The sequence below is a fragment of the Haliea salexigens DSM 19537 genome, from assembly GCF_000423125.1.
Lineage (GTDB): Bacteria > Pseudomonadota > Gammaproteobacteria > Pseudomonadales > Halieaceae > Haliea > Haliea salexigens.
On sequence record NZ_AUHJ01000006.1, the window covers coordinates 183616 to 197186 of the forward strand.

12 protein-coding genes are annotated in these 13571 nt (G+C 61.3%); all 12 read left to right on the forward strand.

The genetic code is table 11. The features are described from left to right. Positions 1–62 precede the first annotated feature (62 nt). The 12 genes from G533_RS0108930 to G533_RS21280 all read left to right on the forward strand — a co-directional run bounded on the left by G533_RS0108930 (position 63) and on the right by G533_RS21280 (position 13562). Entirely contained in the window at positions 63–500 is a 438-nt protein-coding gene (locus tag G533_RS0108930; RefSeq protein ID WP_084638909.1) for a hypothetical protein, read from the forward strand. A gap of 96 nt (positions 501–596) precedes the next feature. Next, on the forward strand, positions 597–2177 hold the full coding sequence (locus tag G533_RS0108935) for a hypothetical protein (protein ID WP_027949665.1): 1581 nt from the start codon (positions 597–599) through the stop codon (positions 2175–2177). Between the two features lie 95 nt (positions 2178–2272). Beyond that, positions 2273–3181: a peptidylprolyl isomerase gene (locus G533_RS0108940; RefSeq protein WP_027949666.1), complete on the forward strand. Its 909-nt coding sequence runs from the start codon at positions 2273–2275 to the stop codon at positions 3179–3181. A 23-nt stretch (positions 3182–3204) separates the two neighbouring features. Beyond that, complete coding sequence (locus G533_RS0108945) at positions 3205–4398, forward strand: sulfotransferase family protein (protein WP_144079832.1); 1194 nt, start codon at positions 3205–3207, stop codon at positions 4396–4398. A gap of 41 nt (positions 4399–4439) precedes the next feature. Then, positions 4440–6626 carry a glycosyltransferase gene (locus G533_RS21265; protein WP_051230136.1) on the forward strand — a complete coding sequence of 729 codons (2187 nt, stop codon included), beginning with the start codon at positions 4440–4442 and terminating at the stop codon, positions 6624–6626. 11 nt (positions 6627–6637) lie between these two features. Next, positions 6638–7744 carry a hypothetical protein gene (locus G533_RS0108955; RefSeq protein WP_027949668.1) on the forward strand — a complete coding sequence of 369 codons (1107 nt, stop codon included), beginning with the start codon at positions 6638–6640 and terminating at the stop codon, positions 7742–7744. A 59-nt stretch (positions 7745–7803) separates the two neighbouring features. After that, on the forward strand, positions 7804–9000 hold the full coding sequence (locus tag G533_RS0108960; RefSeq protein ID WP_144079837.1) for an AmpG family muropeptide MFS transporter: 1197 nt from the start codon (positions 7804–7806) through the stop codon (positions 8998–9000). Continuing rightward, positions 8997–9695 (forward strand): sulfotransferase family protein, encoded by a 699-nt coding sequence (locus G533_RS0108965; RefSeq protein WP_027949670.1) that lies wholly within the window; start codon positions 8997–8999, stop codon positions 9693–9695. Before G533_RS0108960 ends, G533_RS0108965 begins: the two co-directional genes overlap by 4 nt. 92 nt (positions 9696–9787) lie before the next feature. Continuing rightward, complete coding sequence (locus tag G533_RS21270) at positions 9788–10780, forward strand: glycosyltransferase (RefSeq protein WP_051230137.1); 993 nt, start codon at positions 9788–9790, stop codon at positions 10778–10780. Between the two features lie 9 nt (positions 10781–10789). Further along, positions 10790–11578: a class I SAM-dependent methyltransferase gene (locus G533_RS21275; RefSeq protein ID WP_144079833.1), complete on the forward strand. Its 789-nt coding sequence runs from the start codon at positions 10790–10792 to the stop codon at positions 11576–11578. Between the two features lie 2 nt (positions 11579–11580). Further along, a complete protein-coding gene (locus G533_RS0108980; RefSeq protein WP_027949671.1) occupies positions 11581–12645 on the forward strand; it encodes a phytanoyl-CoA dioxygenase family protein in 1065 nt (354 codons plus the stop codon). Between the two features lie 23 nt (positions 12646–12668). Continuing rightward, a complete protein-coding gene (locus G533_RS21280; protein ID WP_051230138.1) occupies positions 12669–13562 on the forward strand; it encodes a glycosyltransferase family A protein in 894 nt (297 codons plus the stop codon). Positions 13563–13571: the final 9 nt, after the last annotated feature.

Below are 13571 nucleotides of genomic sequence, written 5' to 3' on the forward strand. Positions count from 1 at the left end.
CGGGCGCGGTATAATCCCCGCCCAATGCATCAAAAGGTAATATATTCAGTATGTTATACGCAATGTACCGACTCTCGGCAGTGCTCCTGGTCGCGCTGGTTCTCTCTCTGGCGGCGGGGTGCAGCACTGCGCCCTCGCAGCCCGATACGCTCACCCCCGCTGAGACTGCCGCACTTGAGGAACGCGTGCGCGGACGCTGGCAGGCACTCATCGACAGGGACTTTGAAGCGGTCTATGCGTACGCTTCACCTAATTACCGAGCTGTTTTCTCCAAGAGTATGTTTATTCGCAATTTTTCCTATTCGCTGGATTGGCAGTTGACAGCTGTCGAAGTCCTTGCCTATGATGCCGAGGCAGCTGTGGCGAGTGTGGCGGTTCGGGTCATGTCCAAGCCGATCAAACAAACCTCGGTGTCAGCTCAGTTCGGGTTTATGCCTTCAACTGTTCGCGAGCGATGGGTTAGCATCAATGGCGAGTGGTGGCATAGTGCCAGTGGTTGAGAGGGCACGTTGGTTGACAGCTGGCTGCAGTTAGCAATAATAGCGCTAGCAATCTGTACTTTGGTTGTGAAGTAAAAACACATTAGGAGTCTCCTTATGAATGCAAAGTTTAAGCCTCTGGGTCTTGTTGCTGCAGTAGCAGCGGCAACCGCAGGTTACAATGGTGTTGCCAATGCCCAGCTGGAGCTGGCTGCATCTAGCGACCTGGGTAACCTGGCACTGATCCCTTACTACACTGTCCGTGACGGCAACGTTACTGGTGTTCACCTCACCAACACGAGCGATTCCACCCAGGTTGTTAAAGTACGCCTGCGTCGTGGCACCGACTCCATGGACGCCTTGGACTTTAACCTGATCCTGTCCCCGAAAGACGTATGGACTGGCTTCCTGGCGGCTGAAGGCGAGAACGTTGTCTTCAACACCACCGACAGCTCTTGCACCGCGCCTGCAACCGTGAACGGCAAGTTCACCATGCCCGGCATCTACCGTGCCGACGCTGATGAAGGCTACATCGAAATCATCGGCATGGGTCAGCCCCTGACTGAAACTGCGCCTATTGCAGTATCGGCCAAGCACGGTGCTGAAGGTGTGCCTGCCAGCTGTACCTTTGTTCGCGATAACTTCTTCGCCAATGGCTCGCCTGGTACCACTCGTGGCGTAGTCGATGGTGCAACGTCTGTACAGCGCGTTCCGGTTGGCACTGAAGGCGCGACCACTCTGGCACTGAACGAGTACGAAGCTCCAGACAACGCTCTGAAAGTGTCCTACTTCGTACGTGACGCTGGCAGCGGCCGTGAGTTCGGCAACAGCGCTACGCACATTGCCAACTTCCTGGTAGAGCCCTCTATCACCAACCAGCAGTTTGGTCTGTTCTCGGGCGACCTGCTCGGCTTCGACTATCCTGACCTGAACGGTGGCACGGGTGCCGGTATCGATCGCGATCGTTTCAAGGAGCTGCGTGCAGTTCTGGGTGGCGCTTCAGTGATCAACGACTGGTCTGCCAACGCTGACCTGAACGTGGGCACCGACTGGGTTATCACTTTCCCCGGCCAGTACACCATGCTGGATCTGCCTCACTACTTCGCGTCACTGCTGACTGCTGGTGAAGCTGACCCGGACGACCGGATTCCCTGCAACGCCGGTCTGCCGCTGCCCGACGGTGTGTTCGCAGGCCTCACCGGTGCTTGCGACCACCGCGACATCCCGGCTGTAGCTACCTTCGACGTCTACGACCGTGAAGAACAGCAGCGCTCGCAGCCCGACGGCGAACTGGTTGTATCTCCTGCCCTGCCGGGCCAGGTAGTGCAAACCCTGCTGCCTTTCGAAGTTAACGTCGTACAGTGGGGCGCCGAGCCCGTACTGGGCAGCGAGAACTCCGACATCGTAGTTGCTGTGCCCGACAGCCCCTTCGGCTGGGCCGAGCTGAACGTAACCAGCTCTAACAGCAAAGTGCAGGCGGTGTGTGAAGCTTCTGCCGAGAGTGCAAACTTCAATATCGGTGAAGGCTTTGATGCAATCGTTGGTGCGGTTACTGCCTACGGCTGTAACTCTACCGACGTGAACGCCGACGAGATCCCCAAAATTGGTTTCGTAGCCTGGGAGCGTAGCTTCCCGGCTAACCCCGACTCCAACTACGGTCGTATCGTTGAGCACTCTTACGGTGGTGTAGGTAGCTAAGTAGCTCACCGTAATAGCGTCGCAACACGCTGTTGTAGTAAAATGAAAGCCGGCACCGCGAGGTGCCGGCTTTTTTTATTGTCTGAGGTTTTTGCATGTTATTTTCCCGTATTCTCAGCCCCGCTGTGCTGCTGCTGGGCGTCGCCCTGAGCGCCTTTGCTGATGAGCCCGTTGCCATCGCGGACGGCGAAACCCGTATCAATCGTGCCGAGCTGGAGCAGGTGGTTTCACGCTGGAGTGCCGAAATGCGCTCGGCGGCGGCCAACGATCTGGGCGACCGCATGGAGTTGCTCAATATTGCCATGATGAACAAGCGACTTGCCGCATCCGCGGATGAGGCGAACCCCGAGACACACGGGGATGACTACTGGAAACTGCACTTCCAGTTACAGGGCCTGAAGCGCCGTTTCGCCATCGAACAATTGGTCAAGTCGATCGAAGTGCCCGATATGTCCGCTCTGGCCGAGGAGCGTTACGCCACCGACAAGGACAAGTTCGCGTTTGTCCCTGAAAAGCGCCTCACCTCCCATATTCTGTTTGCCTGCCCCCCAGGCCAGTGTGATCGCGAAACGGTCCGTCCCGTCGCCCGCGAGGTGCTGGCAGAATTACGCGCCGGCGCTGACTTTGAAGCGTTGGTAGCCGAACATTCGCAGGACCCTGGCTCGCGCGACAAAGGTGGCCGTTTCAACAAGTGGTTCAGCCTCGGCGAAAAAGGTGTAGAGCCACGCTACACGGGCGGTGCCTTTGATATTGCCGAAGTGGGTGGCTATTCCGATTTGGTCGAAACGCAGTTCGGCGTGCACATCATCCGCCTGGACGACATCCAGCCCGAACATTACCTGCCGTTTGACGAGGTACGCCCCGCCATTCTCCAGAGCCTGAAAGCCGAATACCAGAAGCTTGCGGTACAGGATTTTGAGGCCAGTCTCATGATTTCGGATGAGGCGTATATCAACGGTGATATCGTGGATGAGCTGCTCGCCCCCTACAAAGCCGAGCCCTGATTGGGCTCGCGCGCCTGAACCCCATGTCATCCGTTAGCCAGCCGGCTGAGGCATCCACGCTTCTGTTCGTCGTCGGCATGCACCGCTCCGGCACGTCAGCCCTGTGTGCCGCATTGCGCGCCTGTGGTGTAACGTTTGGTGAGCAGCTCCTGGCACCGATGGCCGGGGTCAACGACGAAGGCTTCTGGGAAGATGCCGAGGTTGTGGCCGCCAACGAGGCGCTACTGTCCGCTGCTGGTGCTCACTGGTATTCTCTGGTTTTGCCGGGTGGTGAGGCGGGCTGGCCGGCGGCTGCGCTGGTACGCTTCCGGGAGGAGGCCGGCGCGATCCTGCAGCGTGGCTTCGGCGGGGGAACGGTGCAGGCAGTAAAGGACCCACGGTTTTGTATCACGCTGCCACTGTGGTTAGAGGCGTGTGCCGAACTGGGGATCAAGGCGCAGGTGTGTACGGCATCGCGAGCGCCACTGGAGGTGGCGCAGTCACTGCAACGCCGGGACGGCTTTCCGCTGGGTTACGGTTTGCGGCTTGATCTGGCTTACCGCAAGGTGCTCGCGCCTGCATTGCCGCCGGGTTCACTGGCCGTGAGTTTCCCGGAGCTGGTCGAGGACCCGGTCAAGGTCATGTCGCGGCTTGCCGAAAGTCTTCCGCTGGAGACAGGTCAGAATGCAGTGGCAACCGCCGTGCGAGGTGATTTACGCCACCACAGTGCGCCTGTTGCGAGCGAGCCATTGGCGCAGCCGGTATCATCCGCCGCGGACTTTCCAACGCTGGAGGCCTGCATAGAACGCTATTACCCGGCTGACGCCATGCTGGCGGAGTGTGTGACCGGGTTCGTGACGCGCGGTGCGCAGCTGACTGCAGTCGGCGACGCCCATAGCCGTTCGCTGGAGACCATTGCGGCAAAGGACGAGGATATCAATGCGCTGGCGGCGGAACACCGGGAAGCCCTGGCGACCATTGCCGAGCGGGACCAGCAGATTACCGATCTTGACAGCCGTCTGCAGGACACGGGTGCATGGCTCGAGCGCGCGCTCGCGACCATAGCTGAGCGCGACACGCAAATGGCGGAGCTGGATCGCAGGCTCGCCGAAATAGGCGGGTTACACAGCCATGCGCTCGAGGTGATCGCTGACAAGGATAGAGAGATTGCCGAGATCTACGCGGTGCCGGTTATCGGCCTCGCTCTGCGGGGAGCGCGCCGGTATCGCCGGCAGTAGCGGTTTGAGCAGGCAGTTAATAACGTCAAACAGGAGTGGGCGTGCGCAGCGTTGATGTTGTAGTGCCGGTGTATACCGGCGTGGAGGAAACGCGGCGTTGCCTGGCAACCGCACTGGCGACGATTGATCCCGAGTGGGCGCGGCTTGTGCTCGTCAATGACGGTTCGCCGGACCCCGCGATCACCGAGCTGTTGCGCGATTTCTCGGCACGACACGCCGCTGTCGTGTTGCTGGAGAACCCCGAGAATCTCGGTTTTGTCGCCACCGCCAATCGCGGCATGCAGCACGATGTAGAGCGCGATGTACTGCTGCTGAACAGCGACGTGGAGGTGGCCAACGACTGGCTGCATCGCCTGCGCGAGGCGGCCTACCAGCACCCGCGTGCGGGCAGTCTCACGCCCTTCGCCAACAACGCCACTATCTGCAGCTTTCCGAATTTCTGTAAAGACAACGCGCTGCCGTTCAAGCTTGATCTGGCGACAATCGACCGCGTATTCGCAGAGCAATACACCTCCGCCGATGCCTTCGAAGTGCCCACCGGCGTGGGCTGTTGCATGTACCTGCGCCGCGATTGCCTGCACGAGGTGGGTTACTTTGATGTGGAGACGTTCGGCCGCGGTTACGGTGAAGAGAACGATTGGTGCCAGCGCGCCAAGCGCGCCGGCTGGCGCAACCTGCACCTCGCGAACTGCTTTGTCTACCATAAAGGCGGGGTGAGCTTTGCCGAGGAGCAAACGCCCCGCGTGGCCAAGGCGATGGCGCTGCTGGATGCGCGCTACCCGCGCTACCACGCGGACATCCAGGCCTATGTGGCGAGCGACCCCGCGCGCACCGCGCGCACTGGTGCCTTGCTCGCCCTGTTTGCCGCGCAGCAACGGCCCAAGGTGGTCTGTCTGTCACACAAGCTGGGCGGCGGTGCGCAACAGCATGTCGACGAACTCGCCGCGCTGTATGCAGACGAAGCCCTGTTCGTGCAGCTGACACCGGCGCTGGAAGGGCAATCGGTCACGCTGAGCGTGTTCGATGCCGGGGTACGCCTCGCCGATGGGCTGCATTTCTCGGTGGAGGCTGAATTTGATGCACTGGTCGCGCTGTTGCGCGATCTGGGTATCGGCCACGTACATTTTCATCACACCATGGGGTTGCACCCCAGACTCTGGGTGCTGGCCGAAGCGCTGGGCTGCCGCCACGACCTGACGGTCCACGACTATTACCTGATCAACGGCAATCCGACACTCACGGATGTCGACGCACGCTTCGTGGGTGATGGCAGCAGCGATTTTGATGCGCGTTGCGCCGGTCACTACCCGCTGCCGGAGGGCGTTTCGGCGCAGGAGTGGCGGGCTGGCCAAAGCCTGCTGATCGAGCAGGCGGCGCGGGTGATTTTCCCCTCGGCTGACTGCGCTGCCCGCTTCCAGGCGTTTTTCAGTGTGCGTGAGGCGGTGGTTGCCTGGCACCCGGATTTCCTTGCCTCCCAGCCCTATCCGCAACCGGTGTGGCGCCATGTGCCGCCGCGCCCGCTGAAGGTACTGGTCGTGGGTGCGATCAGTCGGGAAAAGGGCGCCGACGTACTCGAGGCCGTGGCGGATGAGCTGGTGGCCTCGGGCCGGGTCGAGTTCCATTTGCTGGGCTACGCCTATCGCGCGCTCGGTAAGTCCGTCATCACGCATGGCCCCTATGCCAATGCCGATGCCTGGCGCCTGATTGAGGGCATTGCCCCGGATGTCGTGTGGTTTCCCGCCCAGTGGCCCGAGACCTACAGCTACACACTGAGCCTGGCCCTGCATCTCGGGTTGCCTGTGGTGGTGCCTGATATCGGCGCGTTTGTTGAACGCGTATCAGGACGTCCGCTTTCCGTGATCATGCCCTGGAACAGCGCCACCGCGCAGTGGCGCGAGCTGTGGCAGGCGTTTGCCGCAGGCGAGCAACCCGGTACTGCGCCGCTATGGCCCGTAGAGACGCCCGATGCGGCGTTCTACCAGGGCGCCTATCTCGCCGCCGTGACACCGCGCAGTGCGGCATTTGCCCCGGGGCGTATTGCATCCCTGGTGGGTAACCTGCACGCCGGCGTTGCGCAGTTGAGTCGCTCTGAACGCCTGCTCGGCTTTATCTGGCGCCTGAGCCGGCACCCCCTCGTGGCGCGGCTCGTGTCCTGGGTGCCTTTCCGTGTGCAGCAGGCGATCAAACGCCGCTTCTCGGCGCGGCCCATGCACGATATCGTGCGCTGACGGAACGGTTTATGGCAACGGTTTATCTTCACATCGGCGCACCCAAGACAGCCACCTCCAGCCTGCAGGCGATGCTGGCGGCGCATCACGACAGCCTGCTGGCACAGGGCATTCTGTACCCGGCGACCTGCCGCCACGGCGACGCCCACCATGTGCTGGTCGCGGACCTCATCGACAAGTACCAGGCGAACCCCATGCCGGACATCTGGTATGGCAGCTTCCCGCGCGGTGAGGCCTGGCAGCGCCTGCGGTCCGAGCTCGCCGCTGCGGGGTCTTCCGTGCACACGGCGATTGTCAGTTCCGAGCTGTTTTTCGGTCAGTCGATCAACATAGAGCGTATGCTGGGAGATATCCAGACGGCACTGGCCGGGCATGAGGTGCGCATTCTCATGTATCTGCGGCGCCAGGATCAGTTGTATGCCTCATTTTACAATCAGGATGTGAAAGGCGCCCGCCAGTGGCCAGGCAGTGCCTATGAGTTCTATGAAACCCACCAGATTTTCCAGCGCGACTACGACCAGGTTGTGGATATGTGGGGCGCTGCATTTGGTCACACCAACCTGCGTGTGCGCCCTTTCGAGCCGGCACAATGGCCCGATGGTGATATGGTCAAGGATTTCTGCCAGGTCACCGGGCTGCCACCACTGCGGGCGGTGGGGGGGGAGCCCAACGATGGTCTTGGCGCCAACCAGCTCTACATCAAGCGCTGTCTCAACCACATCGGGTATGACAAGGCGGACAACGACCGCGTGGTCGGTCTGCTGTTGAACCTCTGCTCTGAGCCGCCGCTGAAAACCGTGCGTTACGTCAATATGGGCTGTTACGGCCGTCTTCGCGAGCGCTGGACCCGCACTAACCAGCGCCTCGGCGCTGTGGTGGGTGACGGCGGAAGCTTCTTCCATGCGCCGGTGCCTGAGCCCGCTGCCGTGCCCGAGCACGCGCTCGATCGCGTGGTACTCAGCGGGTTTCTGCAGAGCCTGCTGCGAGTAGGGCAGGCCGGCCATCTGCAGACGGTGCGCGGTCTGTTCGCCCGCGCCGCCCTGCTGGTGATTGCCGAGCAGGGCCTGTGGGATGCGGTGCCGCGCGCTGATAGAGTCACTCTGGAATCCTGGGTGTAGATGCGGTGGGCATAAGCGCAGCAAACGGCGGCTGGCAATCCGCGGTGTTCAACCGCCGCATGCTTATCTGTGTGTTCACGGGCCTGGCGTCGGGCATGCCATTGTACGTGCTCCTGCAACTGGTGCCGGCCTGGTTGCGTGACCAGGGCGTTTCCCTCGCAGAAATCGGCTTGTTTGCCCTGGTGGGCATTCCCTATGTGTGGAAGTTTCTCTGGGCACCGTTGATGGATCGCTGGATCCCGCCGCTGTTGGGTCGGCGTCGGGGCTGGATGTTTTTGTGCCAGCTGGCGCTGATTGCGTCCATCGGTGTGCTGGGCGCCTTTGACCCACAGCGGTCCACCTGGGTGATTGCCTGGCTTGCGTTTGGTGTGGCGTTTTTCAGTGCCAGCCAGGATGTGGCGCTGGACGCTTTTCGCCGGGAGATTCTTCCGGATCGTGAATTGGGTTTGGGTAACGCCATTCACGTGCAGGCGTATCGCATATCCAGTTTGATTCCGGGCTCCCTGTCGCTGATCCTGGCCGACCTTCTGCCCTGGAGCACCGTGTTCTGGATAACCGCCGCGTTCATGCTGGTGGCGTTGTGTATGAGCCTGCTGGTGGATGAACCGGACTCTGAGTTGCCCACCGGCACGGGGCTGCGGGAGGCGGTGGTCGCGCCGTTTTCGGAGTATCTGCAGCGCCGTGGCTGGGCGGGCGTTTGCCTGGTGATCGGGTTCATGGTGCTCTACAAAATCGGCGACAACATGGCCACAGCGCTCGCGACTCCGTTCTATATCGATATGGGGTTCTCCATGACGGAGATCGGCGTGGTGGCCAAGAATGCGGCGCTGTGGCCGGCTATAGTGGGCGGCTTGCTGGGCGGCGTGGCCATGTTGCGCTTGGGGATAAACCGGTCTTTGTGGGTCTTCGGTGTCGTCCAGCTACTCAGCATCCTCGGTTTTGCCGTGTTGGCTGGCAGCGGTCCGCTGCTCTGGTTGCTGGCGGTGGTAATCGCTTTTGAGTACCTGGGTGTGGGCATGGGCACGGCGGCCTTTACCGCGTTTATTGCCCGTGAGACCAGCCGCATGTATGCGGCCACACAGTTCGCCCTGTTTACGGCTATTGCCGCATTGCCCAGAACGTTTGCCAACGCCAGTACCGGCGTCATTGTCGAGTCGGTAGGCTGGCAGCCGTTCTTCCTGATCTGCACGCTGCTCGCGGTGCCCGGCATGCTCTTGCTGCTGTGGGTGGCGCCCTGGCGGGAGACGTCGGTATGACAGGGCAACCCCGGCGTGTGATCGCCATCCTCGGCATGCACCGCAGCGGTACCAGTTGCCTGACAGGCTCACTACAGGAGGCAGGCCTGGAGCTCGGTGAGCATCACACCTGGAACCCCTATAACCGCAAGGGCAACCGGGAAAACCAGGATTTTGTCGACCTGCACGACGCAATTCTTGCAGCCAATGGCGGTGCCTGGGACAACCCGCCAGCCACCAGCGAATGGTCTGATGATCACCGTGAGCGCGCCCGCGCGTTGCTCGCGGAGTATGCGGGCGCGGAGGCTCTGGGGTTCAAGGACCCGCGCTGCCTGTTGTTATTGGCGGGCTGGCGTGCACTGGTGCCTGGCCTGGAGCGTGTGGGTATCTTTCGCCATCCTGACGCCGTTGCTGCATCACTCGCGAACCGCAGTCAGATTCCGCGCGAGCAGGCATTGTCGCTCTGGTATGCCTACAACCGCCTGCTTTTCCGGGAATATCGGCGGCAACCTTTCCCGCTGCTGTGTTTCGATGACGGGGAGGAATCGTTCAATCGAAAGGTGGACGAGGTGATCGGCCGCTTGCAGCTGCGCCCCGTGGCCTCCCCGACCCGCTTTTACGACAACACGCTGAAAACTCACGATGGTGGCACGCCGCTGCGCCTGCCATGGAAAATTCGCTACCTGTATCGCCGTTTGCGGTGGGCAAGCCTGTGAGTATGACAACCTGTGCAGCGGATAGCGTGGCGGTAAGGCAGCCAGTCCGTTACTATCTGCACACGCCACTGAGGCCGCCAAACGGATAATAAATGCTGGCACGTTTTCTCAAAAAAGATGATCGCTCTGCGCGCGGCAAAGATGTGCTCACTGTCAGCTTTGTGGTGATTGTCTATGATATGCCACTGCAGGCTGAAAACACCGTGCGCTCACTTCTGCCCGGCTACCAGCTGGGCGTCAGCGGTGACGAGTACGAGGTCATTGTGGTGGAGAATGCGTCTGCCAACACCATGCGTCCGGAGTTCCTGCAGGGCCTGCCCGCCAGCGTGCGCTATTTCCTGCGTGAGAACCCCGAATCCAGCCCGGCGCGGGCAATCAACTTTGGCGCGGAGCAGGCGCGCGGTGAAAACATCTGCGTCATCATTGATGGTGCGCGCATGCTTACCCCGGGTGTGGTGCGCACTATCCTCATGGGGCACCGGCTGAGCAGCAGCGCGGTGGTGGCAATTCCGGGTTATCATCTCGGGCGCGAGTTGCAGCAGGAGGCTGTGAACAGCGGCTACAGCCTGGAGCAGGAGCGTACCCTGCTCAGTTCGATTGCCTGGCCGGAGGCCGGTTATCGCCTCTTCGATATCGCCTGTTTCAGCGGCTCGAGTGCGCCAGGCCTGTTCATGCCCAACAGCGAGAGCAACTGTATCAGTATCCCTCGCGAAATCTGGCAGGGTCTGGGGGGGTACGATGAGCGTTTTAACCTGCGCGGCGGCGGTTTGATCAACCTCGACCTGTACAAGCGGGTCTGTGAGTATCCGGGGGTGCAGCACATTATTGCGCTCGGTGAGGGTACCTTCCATCAGTTCCACGGTGGTGTAACCACGGGCGGGCAGAGCCGTGAGAAGCGTGAGGCGTATATCGAGCAGAGCAAGGCCCAATACCGCGAGCTGCGCGGGGAAGAGTTTGTCAGCCCCGTCAGCCAGCCCCTCTACCTCGGGGAGATTCCCGAGCAGGCGCAGAAGTTTGTACATTATTCCGCCACTCGCGTGCTGATGGCGCGTGGCGAAGCCCCCTTGACCCATGGCCCGGCCTGAGGATACCCAGTGAGTAGCAAGATCTATTTCCCGCCTTCATTGCAGCGCTTTGAACCCCGGCGCATGGTTTTCAGTACCTGGGTGGATCACCTGCCGTTTGCCTACGACCTTGTGACGGCCATTCGGCCCGGGCTGGTGGTGGAGTTGGGCGTATACAACGGGCTGTCGTTTTTCACCTTCTGCCAGGCCATGGTAGAAAACGACATCGACGGTGTTGCCTATGCCATCGATTGCTGGGAAGGCGATGAACATACCGACGCCTACGACGACTCGGTGTATCAGGATGTACAACAGCATGCACGCGAGCACTATCGCGGTATCACCTACCTGCTGCGCATGTATTTCAACGAGGCCCTGCGCCACTTTGAAGACAACAGCATCGATCTGCTGCATATCGATGGCTTGCATACCTATGAGGCGGTCAAAGAGGACTTCAGTAACTGGTACCCGAAAGTGCGCCCAGGCGGCATTGTGTTGTTTCATGACGTAATGGCGAAACTCAAGGATTTTGGTGCCTGGAAGTTTTTCGAGGAACTGGAGGCGAGTCACGGGGAGATTTTCAAGTTCAATCACGGGTTTGGCCTTGGGGTGCTGCGCAAACCCGGTGGTGCACCGGTGCAAACCGAGCTCACGGAGCTGCTGTTTTCCGGTGAGCCGGAAACTGAAAAACGCCTGCGCCAGTTCTACTCTCACGCCGCGCACTTCCTCGAGGCGCGCCGGCAGGCCAAGCGTTTCAAGCCGAAGGACAGTGCCTACGCCCCCAAGGGAGGGCAGGGCAAGCAGGCCGAGGAGAGCTGAGCATGCCGGAAGTCGAGGCGGCGAGCGATACATCACTGGCGCAGGCTCTCGCGTTTCGGGCACAAGGGGACTGGGCACGGGCGTTGGCTTGCCTGACTCGCGCCAACGCGCAGCGCCCCTCTGCAAGCCTGCAACAGCAGCTGGTTGACTGGCGTATCGAGGCTGGTCGCAGTCCTTCCGCAGCGGCGGCGGGGGAGGCCCACAGTGCGCCGGAGCGTGCTTCGCACGCCCCCGGCGTTGACAAGGGTGCCAGTGCCATACCCGAAGTGCCGCCCGGCGAGCTGACAGCAGCACGATTGCATGAGGCCATTCACGGCAGCGGCGCCTTGATTGTGCGCGGTTTGCTGGATGCATCTGTCGCGGAGGAATTACGCCAGCAGATTGAGCGTGTCGCCGGCGCCCGCGAGGATCCCGAGAATTTTCCGTCGGTGGAACCGGAAGCGGCCTGGTACACGCGTTCGTCTGAGGTACGGGGTGCGCCGGCGCAGCTTTTTCGTCGTCCGGGGCAGGCTGTGGAAAGCAGTTCCATATGGGTTGCCGATTCGCCGCGTATGGCCTGTGAGTTGTTGGCGCTGTATGAACGCCTCGGCTTGCCCTCGCTACTGGAAAACTATTTCGGGGAACCGGCCAGGTTATCCGTAAAGAAGTGGGTTTTACGTAAAATGGCGCCGAAGAAAAATGGCAACGCAGGCTGGCACCAGGACGGTCGCTTCCTTGGCGAGCACATCCGCTCGGTGAACCTGTGGCTGGCGCTGAGTGACTGTGGTGGCGGGGCGCCGGCGCCGGGCATGGACCTGCTGGTTGACGGGCGTCGGGAAATCCATCCTACGGGCACCGATGGTGCCTGGTTCGACTGGACCGTGGGGCCCGAGCGAGTGGCCCGCCTGGCAACAGAGGCACCCATAAGCCAGCCCCGTTTCGCACCCGGTGATGCACTGTTGTTTGATCACTTCAGCCTGCACCGCACCGCGCTGGAGGATCACCACAACGCCCTGCGCTATGCGATCGAGGCCTGGTTTTTTGCCGCATCGACGGCACCGGCGCGGCAGCAGCCGCTCTACATCTGACCCGCGGAGCGCGCTCGCCCAGCATGCAACTGTCCGTTATCGTTATTGCCTATGCCATGCAGCGCGAAATCCCGCGCACCCTGCAGGCGCTTGCGCGCAGCTATCAGACGATCGGCGCTGATCTCGACTATGAGGTGATCCTGGTGGACAACGGCTCGCCGGAGCCGCTGCGGACAGACGCCCTATCCGACGCCGTGCCGGTGCAGCTGCTGCGCATTGAAGGCGCCGCGGCGTCTCCAGCCCAGGCCTTGAATCGCGCGGCGGAGCTGGCGCAGGGTGAGGTACTTTGCCTGATGATCGATGGTGCACATCTGCTCACCCCGGGTGTGTTCGAGTGGGCCTTGCGCGCCTTTGCCGCCTTTACCTGTCCGGTGGTGGCGGCCCGCTATTTCTATATGGGGCCAGGTGAGCAACCCGAGACTGTTTTGCAAGGCTACAACCAGGCAGCCGAGGACGCCCTGCTGCAGCAAATTGACTGGCCACGCGACGGGTATCGACTGTTTGAAGTGGGCACGCCGCTGTCAGGGGGGGCCGCCAATATCACCTGGTTCAACCGCATGTTCGAGTCAAACTGCCTGTTCATGACCCGCGAGCACTATTTTGCCGTGGGCGGCAGTGATGAGCGGTTTGACTTGCCGGGCGGTGGTTTTCTCAACCTGGATCTGTACAAGCGGGCACTGGACGCCGCGGGCGCGGTGTCGGTGCAACTGGTGGGGGAAGGCAGCTTTCACCAGGTGCATGGCGGGACCACGACCAATAGCGAGCGTCTGGCGCGCGAGGCGAGACTGGCAGACTATCGCCGGCAATACGAGACACTCCGTGGCCACAGCCAGCTATTGAGTGACAAACCCCTGCAGTTCCTCGGCCATTTGCCCACCCAGGCGTCCAAGATACACCTGCGCAAGCGCCGGGGGTGACCGCTTAGG

Coding starts and splice junctions, on each gene's coding strand:
- G533_RS0108930 (WP_084638909.1), top strand. CDS start 63: ATGTACCGACTCTCGGCAGTGCTCCTGGTCGCGCTGGTTCTCTCTCTG.
- G533_RS0108935 (WP_027949665.1), top strand. CDS start 597: ATGAATGCAAAGTTTAAGCCTCTGGGTCTTGTTGCTGCAGTAGCAGCG.
- G533_RS0108940 (WP_027949666.1), top strand. CDS start 2,273: ATGTTATTTTCCCGTATTCTCAGCCCCGCTGTGCTGCTGCTGGGCGTC.
- G533_RS0108945 (WP_144079832.1), top strand. CDS start 3,205: ATGTCATCCGTTAGCCAGCCGGCTGAGGCATCCACGCTTCTGTTCGTC.
- G533_RS0108955 (WP_027949668.1), top strand. CDS start 6,638: ATGGCAACGGTTTATCTTCACATCGGCGCACCCAAGACAGCCACCTCC.
- G533_RS0108960 (WP_144079837.1), top strand. CDS start 7,804: ATGCTTATCTGTGTGTTCACGGGCCTGGCGTCGGGCATGCCATTGTAC.
- G533_RS0108965 (WP_027949670.1), top strand. CDS start 8,997: ATGACAGGGCAACCCCGGCGTGTGATCGCCATCCTCGGCATGCACCGC.
- G533_RS21270 (WP_051230137.1), top strand. CDS start 9,788: ATGCTGGCACGTTTTCTCAAAAAAGATGATCGCTCTGCGCGCGGCAAA.
- G533_RS0108980 (WP_027949671.1), top strand. CDS start 11,581: ATGCCGGAAGTCGAGGCGGCGAGCGATACATCACTGGCGCAGGCTCTC.
- G533_RS21280 (WP_051230138.1), top strand. CDS start 12,669: ATGCAACTGTCCGTTATCGTTATTGCCTATGCCATGCAGCGCGAAATC.